At 72.9% G+C, this 9,954-nt stretch carries 10 protein-coding genes and 1 tRNA gene; 4 read left to right on the top strand and 7 right to left on the bottom strand.

Annotated elements, in window-relative coordinates:
- Nucleotides 1-141 precede the first annotated feature (141 nt).
- A complete protein-coding gene (locus tag AB0J33_RS30315; protein WP_363618416.1) occupies nt 142-1,713 on the bottom strand; it encodes a carboxylesterase/lipase family protein in 1,572 nt (523 codons plus the stop codon).
- A gap of 182 nt (nt 1,714-1,895) precedes the next feature.
- On the opposite strand from AB0J33_RS30315, the gene AB0J33_RS30310 reads away from it, so the two are divergent.
- A complete protein-coding gene (locus tag AB0J33_RS30310; RefSeq protein WP_363618414.1) occupies nt 1,896-2,831 on the top strand; it encodes a TetR/AcrR family transcriptional regulator C-terminal domain-containing protein in 936 nt (311 codons plus the stop codon).
- Nucleotides 2,832-2,943: 112 nt separating this feature from the next.
- Here AB0J33_RS30310 and AB0J33_RS30305 read toward each other — a convergent pair.
- Nucleotides 2,944-3,030, bottom strand: a tRNA-Ser gene (locus AB0J33_RS30305).
- Nucleotides 3,031-3,105: 75 nt separating this feature from the next.
- On the opposite strand from AB0J33_RS30305, the gene deoD reads away from it, so the two are divergent.
- A complete protein-coding gene (gene deoD, locus AB0J33_RS30300) occupies nt 3,106-3,813 on the top strand; it encodes a purine-nucleoside phosphorylase (protein WP_363618412.1) in 708 nt (235 codons plus the stop codon).
- A gap of 146 nt (nt 3,814-3,959) precedes the next feature.
- On the opposite strand, the gene AB0J33_RS30295 is transcribed toward deoD, so the two are convergent.
- Genes AB0J33_RS30295 through AB0J33_RS30280 form a run of 4 tightly spaced genes read right to left on the bottom strand, consistent with a single transcriptional unit; the run spans nt 3,960 to nt 7,463 of the window.
- Nucleotides 3,960-5,159, bottom strand: coding sequence for an ABC transporter permease (locus tag AB0J33_RS30295; RefSeq protein ID WP_363618410.1), 1,200 nt, complete (start codon nt 5,157-5,159; stop codon nt 3,960-3,962).
- On the bottom strand, nt 5,159-5,842 hold the full coding sequence (locus tag AB0J33_RS30290; protein ID WP_363618420.1) for an ABC transporter ATP-binding protein: 684 nt from the start codon (nt 5,840-5,842) through the stop codon (nt 5,159-5,161). Before AB0J33_RS30290 ends, AB0J33_RS30295 begins: the two co-directional genes overlap by 1 nt.
- Before the next feature lie 8 nt (nt 5,843-5,850).
- A complete protein-coding gene (locus AB0J33_RS30285; protein ID WP_363618408.1) occupies nt 5,851-6,942 on the bottom strand; it encodes a peptidoglycan-binding protein in 1,092 nt (363 codons plus the stop codon).
- Nucleotides 6,939-7,463, bottom strand: a complete 525-nt coding sequence (locus AB0J33_RS30280; protein WP_363618406.1) for a hypothetical protein — start codon at nt 7,461-7,463, stop codon at nt 6,939-6,941. Before AB0J33_RS30280 ends, AB0J33_RS30285 begins: the two co-directional genes overlap by 4 nt.
- Nucleotides 7,464-7,591: 128 nt before the next feature.
- Here AB0J33_RS30280 and AB0J33_RS30275 point away from each other — a divergent pair, with 128 nt between their 5' ends.
- Both AB0J33_RS30275 and AB0J33_RS30270 read left to right on the top strand, forming a co-directional pair.
- A complete protein-coding gene (locus AB0J33_RS30275) occupies nt 7,592-8,248 on the top strand; it encodes a response regulator transcription factor (protein WP_181518658.1) in 657 nt (218 codons plus the stop codon).
- Nucleotides 8,245-9,399, top strand: coding sequence for a HAMP domain-containing sensor histidine kinase (locus AB0J33_RS30270; RefSeq protein WP_363618404.1), 1,155 nt, complete (start codon nt 8,245-8,247; stop codon nt 9,397-9,399). The genes AB0J33_RS30275 and AB0J33_RS30270 overlap by 4 nt, the downstream gene beginning before the upstream one ends.
- A 21-nt stretch (nt 9,400-9,420) precedes the next feature.
- Here AB0J33_RS30270 and AB0J33_RS30265 read toward each other — a convergent pair whose 3' ends face one another.
- The gene (locus AB0J33_RS30265) at nt 9,421-9,867 is read right to left on the bottom strand and encodes a nucleoside deaminase (RefSeq protein WP_363618418.1); all 447 of its coding nucleotides are present in this window, start codon (nt 9,865-9,867) and stop codon (nt 9,421-9,423) included.
- Between the last annotated feature and the right edge of the window lie 87 nt (nt 9,868-9,954).

Genomic DNA, 9,954 nt, shown 5'->3' with positions numbered 1-9,954 from the left:
AACCCCTGGGGGGGTCCGCTGTGTGGGCCCCCCGCTATTGCGCGGTGGGGGCCGGCCGGTGCTGCGCCTGGGGGGGCGGCCCGGGCGGGGGGGCCCGAACCCCGCCCCCCCCCCCCCCCCGACGTGTCACCTCGTCGTGTTTCAGTGGCGGAGCGATCGCCAGAAGTCGTACGAGTGATCGGCCGCGAAGTCCGTCGTGCCCGACCCGCCACCATCGGCGAACACCCGCACGTACGGGGCGTCGGGGCGCAGCCGAGGCCAGCCCGCTCGACCCGTCCGGGCGAAGTCGGTCCACGTCTGGACCATCGCGTCGGAGAGCCGCCGCTGGTTCGGCGTGAGCGCCTCGGCGTAGTCGACCGCGAACAGGTACGGCAGCTCCGCGGAGTGGTACGCGCCGGGGGTGAACGTCGGTTCCGGTCCCGCCGTGAAGAACGGCGCGTCCTCGTCGGCGAACTCGTACGCGAAGGTCGGCACCCGTCGCGCGAAGGCCAACGCGGCGGAGTAGATCGGCTCTGCGTAGTCGTGATCGGTCAGCACCGCGCCCAACGTCACGCTGGCCGGATGCGCCGTGTCGCGCGGATAGCGGGCCAGCACCTTCTCCGCGTGGTCACCGAACATGGCCTGGACCTGGTCGCGGTACTGGTCGTCGGTGAGCGGGCCGACCCCGACCCGCTCCATCCCCCACACCAGGAGCCGGGACTCGTCCCGGTTCATCCCGGTCAGCACCGGCACCCGATGCAGCCGCCCGGTGGCCAGCGCTTCGGCCGGATCCACCGGCAAGGTGTGGCCGTCGACGACCGGGCCGAGGTCGACACCCGCCCCGGGATACCCGGCCGTCTCGACGAGCCGGGCGGGGTCGCTCGCGCGCAGGCAGGCGGCGACCACCGCAGTGTCGGTGCAGCCGATCCGGCGGGCGAACTCCTGCGCCGCCTCGACCGCCGCAGCCCGGGTCTGCACCGGGTTGGCGCACGAATTGCTCTGCATGATCGCCCGGTGGAACAGGCCGGCGGAGCCCGGCGCGGCGAGCTGCGCGCAGACACTGGTCGCCCCGGCCGACTGGCCGAACAGGGTGACGTTTCCCGGGTCACCGCCGAACGCCGCCGCGTTGCGCCGTACCCAGCGCAGCGCGGCCTGCTGATCCTGCAACCCGAAGTTACCGATGCCCCCGTCCCGACCGGCAAGCGCCGGGTGCGCCAGGAAGCCGAGCGCGCCGAGCCGGTAGTTCACCGTCACGACGACGACGTCACCACCGGCGGCCAGCCGCTGCCCGCCGTACGCGTCGCCGCTGCCGAACCGGAAGTCGCCGCCGTGCAGCCACACCAGCACCGGTCGAGGCGTCCGTGCGACGGAACGCGGGGTGGTGACGTTCAGGTAGAGGCAGTCCTCGGACTCCGACGGACGGTCCATGGGTAGCCCCTGAAGTTGGGCGCAGGCGGCACCGGGCCGGGTCGCGTCGCGTACCCCGGTCCACGGCCGACCTGGCTGCGGCGGCGCCCAACGCTGCGCGCCCACCGGCGGGGTCGCGTACGGGATGCCCTGGAACGACCGGTGGTCCGCCGCGACGGTCCCCCGCACCGCGCCCTGCTCGGTCCGCACCACGGCCGCGCCCGGTCGGTCGGACGCCCCGGCGGCCGGACCGATGGCCAGCACCGGCGCGAGAAGCGCGGTGACACCCGCCGCGACCACCCACCGGGGGTACCGGACGTTGGTCATGACTGTCCCCTTTCGTCGAGTCCGGTACGGCGTACGCACCGGGCTTCGCCGAGCATGTCGGCCTGGCAAACACCCGACCAGGGAGCTCTAGTGCACCCCGTCGACGGGGGCGCGACCGTTGGACGGCGCGCCGGCCGGCGCTCTAGTGCGCTACGGTCACCGGAAATCGGCGGGAGGCGACCGTGGCGGAGATCGACGAGTCCACTCCCCCTTACCTGCGCATCGTCGGGGAGCTGCGACGGCGCATCACGACGGGCGAGTTGGGCCCCGGCGACCGGGTGCCGTCCACCCGGCAGATCGTCCGCGAGTGGGGGGTCGCGATGGCGACCGCCAGTCGGGCGCTCACCGCGCTTCGCCAGGAGGACCTGGTCCGGGCGGTGCCGGGGGTGGGCATGGTGGTGATCGGCGCGGAGCCGACCGTGCCGGGTCGGAGCACACCGGCCGGCGGCCGACGCCTGCCCGCCCAGGGGCTGACCCGCGACCGGGTGGTGCGGACCGCCACGAAGATCGCCGATGCCGAGGGGTTGCCGGCGTTGAGCATGCGGCGCATCGCGACCGAGCTGGACGTTCCCACCATGTCGCTGTACCGGCAGGTTCGGGGCAAGGACCAGCTTCTCGTGCTGATGGCGGACGCGGCCTTCGCCGCGCATCGACTGCCGCGCACGTTCCCGCCCGGTTGGCGAGCCCAACTGGAGTTACTCAGCCGACTTCAGTGGTCGATCTATCGGCGGCATCCCTGGCTGGCCCAGGTCGTCTCGCTGACCCGCCCGCTGATGGCACCGCACGCCGTGGCGCACACCGAGCGGGCGCTGCGCGCGCTCGCCGGGCGCGGCCTGGACCGGCACACGCAGCTTCATCTGGTGGCCGCCCTGGCCAACCACGTTCGTGGCACCGCCATCAACCTGGAGCGGGAGGCCGAGGCGGAGCAGGACACCGGCCTGACCGACGACGAGTGGATGGCGGCCCAGGCCGACGTGTTCGGTGGACTGCTCGCGGCGGGCGAGTTTCCGCATCTGGCCCGACTCAGTCGGACGGCGGTCGACCTCAACGTCGACAGCCTCTTCGAGTTCGGTCTGCACCGACTGCTCGACGGGGTGGCGGCGCTGCTCGAACGCTGACCGCGTGGATGGCCCGCTCGGCTGCGGCGCCCAGACGTGGCGCCGGCGACCTCCGACGCGAAAACGCCCGGTCGATCCTCGCGGATCGACCGGGCGTTTCTGCACTACGGAGCGGTGGCGGAGGGATTTGAACCCTCGGAGGGCGTTAACCCTCACACGCTTTCGAGGCGTGCTCCTTAGGCCGCTCGGACACGCCACCGCCGACGAGGGTACAGGACCGCCGGTTCGGACTCCGAACCGGTATCGCCCGGGCCGGCCTGGCAGGATCTTTGCCATGAGTACGCACATCGGCGCGAAGCCGGGCGAGATCGCCGAGCGGGTCCTGATGCCGGGCGACCCCCTGCGGGCCAAGTGGATCGCGGAAACCTACCTCGAGGGCGCCACCTGCTACTCGACGGTTCGCGGCATGCTGGGCTTCACCGGCCGCTGGAACGGCGTCGAGGTTTCCGTCCAGGGCTCCGGCATGGGCATGCCGTCGGCCTCCATCTACGCCCACGAGCTGATCAACGAGTACGGCGTGAAGACGCTGATCCGGGTCGGCTCCTGTGGCGCTCTCAGCACCGACCTGCAACTGCGGGACGTGGTGGCGGCGATCGGGTCGTCCACCGACTCGAACATGAACCGGGTGCGTTTCGACGGGCTGATCGACTACGCCCCGGTGGCCGACTTCGGGCTGCTGCGTACCTCGGTCGAGGTGGCCGAGCGGCGCGGCATCAGCATGCACGTCGGGCCGATCCTGGCGGCGGACGCCTTCTACACCGACCGGCCGGACCTCTACGACACCCTCGCCGACTACGGGGTGCTGGCGGTGGAGATGGAGTCGGCGGCGCTCTACACGATCGCCGCGCGGTTCAAGGCCCGCGCGCTGACCCTGCTGACCGTCAGCGACCACATCAAGACCGGCGAGAAGACCACCTCGGAGGAGCGCGAGCAGACCTTCAGCCAGATGGTCGAGATCGCCCTCGACACGATCATCGCCTGATCCGTCCGGCGGGGCGGTGTCACTGCCGAGAGCGGTATGACACACAGGCATAAATATGCCCCTGTGTCATACCGCTCTTCCGCATCACGCCGACCCGCGCCACCCCGGCCCGACCCGCACCACCCCGGCGCGGGCCGCCGCCTCGGTCAGACGGCGGCCAGCGCCTCGGTCGGCGCGAGGCGGGCGGCACGCACCGCCGGGTAGAGCCCGGCGAAGCCGCCGATGACCAGGGTCGCGGCCACACCGCCGAGCATCGCCCAGGCCGGCACCACGGTCGGCCAGTGCTGCGACAGTGCGTAGCCCGAGGTGACCAGGATGCCCAGCACCACTCCGCCGATCCCGCCGAGCGCGGAGAGCAGCAGCGACTCGGCGAGGAACTGGGTCCGGACCTGACCGCGGGTGGCGCCGAGTGACCGGCGCAGGCCGATCTCGGCCCGGCGTTCCAGCACCGAGATCACCATGGTGTTCGCCACCCCGACCCCGCCGACCAGCAGGGCGACCGCGCCCAGGCCCAGCAGCAGTCCGGTGAACGCGTCATCGGTCGCCTCGGCGGCAGCCAGCGCGTCCGAGGGCCGGGACACCTCGACCTCGTTCGGCGCCTCCGGGTTGGTGGTCGCGCCGAGCACCGATCGGACCGCCTCTACCTGCGACTCCCGCGCCCGGGTGTAGACGGTGGTCGGGTGCCCGTCGAAGCCCAGGTACTCGGCCGCCGCCGGCCAGCCGATCAACGCCGAGGTGTCCAGTTCCGGGGCGAGTGGTGCGGCGGCGAGGGTGCCGACCACGGTGAACGGCCGCCCGCCCAGCCACACCTGCACCTGCGGGTCCGCCGTGGTGATCCCGAGCCGCTGCGCCGCGGTGGTGCCCAGCACGACCGCCGGGTAGCGGGCGGTCGCCTCGTTCAGCCAGGTGCCGGTGGCCATCTCGGCCCCGACGGTGCCGAGCAGGTCCAGCCGGGCCGCCCGGGTGGCGATGCCACCGGTCTCGGCCGCCGGGATCCGGTCCGAGCGGTACACCTTGGCGTCGGCGACCTGCCCGGTCGCGGACACCGCGGTCACCGGGCCGATCCGCCCGATCATGGCGATCGACTCCTCGGGCAGTTGCGCGTCCGCGCCGAACAGGGTGTTACCGGGCTCAACGGTGAGCAGGTTGGTGCCGAGCGCGTCGAGTGCCCGGTCCAGCTCGGCCCGGGACGACGAGGAGATGCCGACCACCGCGATCATCGCGGCGATGCCGATCGCGATGCCCAACGCGGAGAGGAACGCTCGCAGCGGACGGGTCCGCAACCCCACCCCGCCGACGCGCAGGACGTCCGCCGGTCCCAGCCGGGCCGGGGTGAGCGCGGCCATCAGCGGACCCCGGCCGACGTACGGGCCGAGTCGTGCCGCACCGCGCCGTCGTGCATCCGCACCTGCCGGGGCAGGCTTTCCGCGATCTCCCGGTCATGGGTGATCACCACGATGGTGGTACCTGCTCGGTGCAGATCGTGCAGCAGCTCCAACACCCCGGCACCGGAGTGGGAGTCCAGGTTGCCGGTCGGCTCGTCGGCGAGCAGCACCGCCGGCTCACCGACCACCGCACGGGCCACCGCCACCCGCTGCCGTTCCCCGCCGGACAGCTCGTGCGGTCGGTGTCGCAACCGGTGGCCCAGGCCAACCCGGACCAACGCGGCCTCCGCACGGTCCCGCCGCCGCCTCAGGGGTACGCCGGAGTAGAGCAACCCGTCGGCCACGTTGTCCACGACCGGGACGCCGGGAGCGAGGTGGAACTGCTGGAAGACGAAACCGATCCGGGTGGCCCGCAGCGCGGACAGCTCCCGGTCGGTCAGCTTCGCCGCGTCGTACCCGTCGATGAGCACACTGCCCGACGACGGCCGGTCCAGGGTGCCGATCAGGTGCAGCATGGTCGACTTACCTGACCCGGACGGGCCGACGATCGCCACCAACTCGCCGTGGCCGATCCGCAGCGACACGTCATCCACGGCGACGACGCCCCCGGCGTACCGCTTGCTGACCCGGTCGAGCACGATCACCTCGCCGCTCACGTCGGCACCACCACCGTCGTGCCCTCGGTGATGCCCGCACCGGTGACCTCCACCCGGCCGCCGGCGAACAGCCCGGTGGTCACCGCGAGGACCCGGCTCGTGCCGCCCTCGGCGACCTGGACGCCGTAGCCGCCCTCGGCGAGCGCCAACAGCGCCGCCACCGGCACGGTGAGCACGTCGCGGCGCTCCGAGACGGTGAACGTGACATCCACGCTGGCCTGGTCGAAACCGGTGAGGGCCTTGGGGTCGGTCACCGCGACGGTCACCTCGATCTTCGTCTCGGCGTCGCCGGACTGCCCGTTGGCACCGGCCGCGCCGGCCTGGATGACCGTTTCGACAGTGCTGATCGTGCCCGGCACGGCTCGACCGTCCGGCAGCCGGACGCTGACCTTCGCGTCGCGCTTGGCCAACCGCTGGTCGTCCACGTCCAGTTCGACGGTGACCACCCGGCTGGTGCCGGTGTAGGTCAGCACCGCCTGGCCGGGCTGGGTGAGGCCGCCGAGGTCGGCCTGGTGGCTCTCCACCCGGACCTCCCGGTCGGCGTAGACGACCCGCCCCGGCTCGACCCGACCGGTTTCGGTCAACCCCAGGTCCTCCTGCCACTCCCGGACGGCGTCCGCGGTGGCACCGGTGTACTCGTCGTCGACCGTGAAGCCGGTGTAGCCCAGCGCGTCGAGGTTCCGCTCGAACTGGGTGACGTCGGCGCCCTGCACCCCGGGGGCGAGGGTCCGGTACGCGGGCAGCCCGCCGTAGAGGAGCACCACTTCCTCGTTGTCGATCAGGTAGAGCGGCTTGCCCCGCCGCACCGTCGACCCGGTCGCGGCCAGCGCGGTGACGGTCCCGTTGAGCTTCGCCGTGGCGGTACGCGTCGTGCCGTACCCCAGCTCACCGTCGGCGGTCTCCGAGTCGGCGAGGGTCTGCCGGGTGACCGTGGCGGTGGCGGGTGCCGCGCCGCCGGCCTGGGCGCGGCCACCGTCGGCGCCGCCGCCGAAGCCCACCGCGGCGACCACGCCCAGGGCGGCGACCAGCAGGACGACGCCGCCGGCGACGGCGGCGCGCAGCCGTGAGCGTCGGATGGCGCCGGTCACCGGCCACCCCCGAACTGCGGCGCGTGCTGCCGGCACTTTTCCAGCGCTGCCTTCATGGCCGGGTCGCCGATGTTGATGGCGTTGTCTCCCGCCCCGATCCGGACCCGCCCGTCGGCGTCCGGGTCCGGGAAGGCCGGCACCCCGTTCTCCCGCATGCACTTGGCCAATGTGCGCATCTGCTCGGCCTGCTCGGGGTTGAGCTGCGGTCCCTGCCCGCCGTTGGGCAGCTTGTCCTGGCACTTCTCCATGGCCGCCTGGACCTTCTGCTGGTCCACGTCCGCGCCGAACCGGAAGCCGGGACGGCCGCCCGCCTCCGGGTCGGGCAGGTCCACCCCGTTCTCCCGCATGCACCGGGCGAAGGCGAGTTGCCGGTCCGAGTCGCTGACCGGCGCGCCGGTCGCCGTGGTGTCGGCCTTCGTCCCACCGGCGGTCGCGACCCCGCCGCCGTCGTCGCCTCCCGCGCCGCACCCGGCCAGCGCCAGGGCGAGCAGGACGGGGATCGCGAGCATCTGTCGTCGCATCTGTCCGCTTCCGCTCAGGTCCGGCGCGGTTCGCCGAACGTGGCATCCAGTGCACGGCAGCGGGCGTATCCCCGGCGTTACCGTCGGCGGTTATGCCGCCGTTACCGCACCCCGAGCACCATGGAGGGGTGAGGGTGCTGGTGGTCGAGGACGAGAACGTGCTGGCGGACGCCATCGCCGAGTGGCTGCGTCGGGAGTCGTTCGCGGTCGACGTGGCGTACGACGGGGACGCCGCGTTGGAACGGCTCGGCGTCAACGAGTACGCCGTGGTGGTCCTGGACCGGGATCTGCCGGTGGTGCACGGCGACGACGTGTGCCGGGCGATCGTGGACGCGGGTGGGGAGACCCGGGTGCTGATGTTGACCGCGTCGGCGGCGGTCCGGGAGCGGGTGGCCGGGTTGGCGCTCGGCGCCGACGACTACCTGACCAAGCCGTTCGCCCTGGTGGAGCTGTCGGCCCGGGTGCACGCGCTGACCCGCCGGTCCCGTCCGGCGGCCCCGCCGACGCTGCGTCGCGCCGGCATCCAGCTCGACCCGGCCCGACACGAGGTACGCCGCGACGATCGGCATGTGGCGCTGTCCCGCAAGGAGTTCGCGGTGCTGGCCGAGCTGCTGCGCGCCGACGGGGCGGTGGTTTCCGCCGAGGACCTGCTGGAACGCGCCTGGGACGAGCACATCGACCCGTTCACCAACGTGGTCCGGGTGACCGTCATGAAGCTGCGCCGCAAACTCGGCGACCCGCCGGTGATCGAGACGGTTCCCGGGGCGGGGTACCAGATCCGATGAAACGGCTGACGATCCGCGCCCGGCTCACCCTCATCTACGGGGGGCTCTTCCTGTTGGCCGGTGTGGTCCTGCTCGCCGTCACGTACGTGCTGGTGGATCAGCGGATGCCGCAGCCGTTCGGGGTGAGCCTCCGCGACCTGCCGAAGACCACACCCACGACGCCCGCTGGGCAGAACATCGACAACTTGCGCGCCCTGGTGCAGGAGGTGCAGGACCAAGCGAAACGCGACGCCTTGGAGTCGCTGCTCACCCAGGGCGGCATCGCGTTGATCGTGGTGTCGACGGTGGCGATCGCGTTCGGCTGGTTGCTCGCCGGCCGGGCGTTGCAGCCACTGCACCAGATCACCGGCACCGCCCGGCGGATCGCCGGCGCGGACACCGCCGGCCGTGGTCTGCACGAGCGGATCGCGCTCACCGGCCCTCCGGATGAGGTACGGGAACTCGCCGACACGTTCGACGAGATGCTGGAGCGGCTGGACCGCTCCTTCGACGGGCAGCGCCGGTTCGTGGCGAACGCCTCGCACGAGCTGCGTACCCCGTTGGCGCTCAACCGCGCCCTGGTGGAGCTGGCGGTCACCCGCCCGGATGCCTCGGCCGAGACCCGGCGACTGGGCGAGTCGCTGCTGGCGGTCAACGAACGCCACGAGCGGCTGATCGACGGGCTGCTGACCCTGGCCGACTCGGAGAACGAGCTGACCGAGCGTACGCCGGTCGACCTGGCCGAGGTCTGCGCGCACACCACTGATCAGGCCGGCAGGCAGGCACCCGGCGTGCCGGTTCGGCGGGTCCTGGCTCCGGCGCCGACCAACGGCGACCCGGTGCTGTTGGAGCGACTCACGTTCAACCTGGTGGAGAACGCGCTGCGGCACAACCTGCCGGCGGACGGCTGGGTGGAGGTACGCACCGGGTTGGTCGACGGTCGGCCCACCCTCACGGTGACCAACACCGGCCCGGTCATTCCCGGCTACGACGTGGAGACGATGTTCCAGCCGTTCCGTCGGCTGTCGCGGGAGCGGGTGGTCGGCGCGCGGGGCTTCGGGCTGGGGTTGTCCATCGTCCGCGCGGTGGCCCGGGCCCACGGCGGCACCGCCGAGGCGCAGCCCCGTCCGGCCGGCGGTCTGATCGTCACGGTCACCCTGCCGCCGGCCTGACCGGCGACCCGGCGGCCGGGGTCAGCGGAAGAACGCGCGCAGGACGGTGGCGGTCTCGGCCTCCAGCACCCCGCCGTAGACCTCGGGGCGGTGGTTGAGCCGACGGTCCCGCAGCACGTCCCAGAGTGACCCGGCCGCACCGGTCTTGGGCTCCCACGCGCCGAACACGACGGTGGAGACCCGGGCCAGCACCAGCGCCCCGGCGCACATGGTGCACGGTTCGAGGGTGACCACCAGGGTGCAGCCGTCCAGTCGCCACCGGCCGGTGCGCTCGGCGGCGCGGCGCAGGGCCAGCACCTCGGCGTGGGCGGTGGGGTCGCCGGTCAGCTCCCGCTCGTTGCGTCCGGTGGCCAGCTCGGTGCCGTCCGGGGCGTAGAGCACCGCCCCCACCGGCACGTCGTCGACGTCGGTGCTGACCGTGTCGCCGACCGGCGGACCGGCGACGGCGACCTCCAGGGCGCGGCGCATCCACAGCTCGTGCCGCTGCCGTCGGCCCACCTCGCCCGGGTCGGCGAGGCCCTCGTGGGCACCGGGTCCGGCGCGGCCCACCGCACC

Source organism: Micromonospora sp. NPDC049645 (genome assembly GCF_040675155.1).
GTDB lineage: Bacteria > Actinomycetota > Actinomycetes > Mycobacteriales > Micromonosporaceae > Micromonospora.
The sequence above is the reverse complement of the archived record's forward strand: the minus strand, read 5'-3'. Positions and strand labels throughout refer to the sequence as shown.

What these genes read in the sequence shown, in the direction of transcription:
- AB0J33_RS30315 (WP_363618416.1), bottom strand. Translation starts at nt 1,713, where the DNA reads ATGACCAACGTCCGGTACCCCCGGTGGGTGGTCGCGGCGGGTGTCACC.
- deoD (WP_363618412.1), top strand. Translation starts at nt 3,106, where the DNA reads ATGAGTACGCACATCGGCGCGAAGCCGGGCGAGATCGCCGAGCGGGTC.
- AB0J33_RS30295 (WP_363618410.1), bottom strand. Translation starts at nt 5,159, where the DNA reads ATGGCCGCGCTCACCCCGGCCCGGCTGGGACCGGCGGACGTCCTGCGC.
- AB0J33_RS30280 (WP_363618406.1), bottom strand. Translation starts at nt 7,463, where the DNA reads ATGCGACGACAGATGCTCGCGATCCCCGTCCTGCTCGCCCTGGCGCTG.
- AB0J33_RS30270 (WP_363618404.1), top strand. Translation starts at nt 8,245, where the DNA reads ATGAAACGGCTGACGATCCGCGCCCGGCTCACCCTCATCTACGGGGGG.
- AB0J33_RS30265 (WP_363618418.1), bottom strand. Translation starts at nt 9,867, where the DNA reads ATGCGCCGCGCCCTGGAGGTCGCCGTCGCCGGTCCGCCGGTCGGCGAC.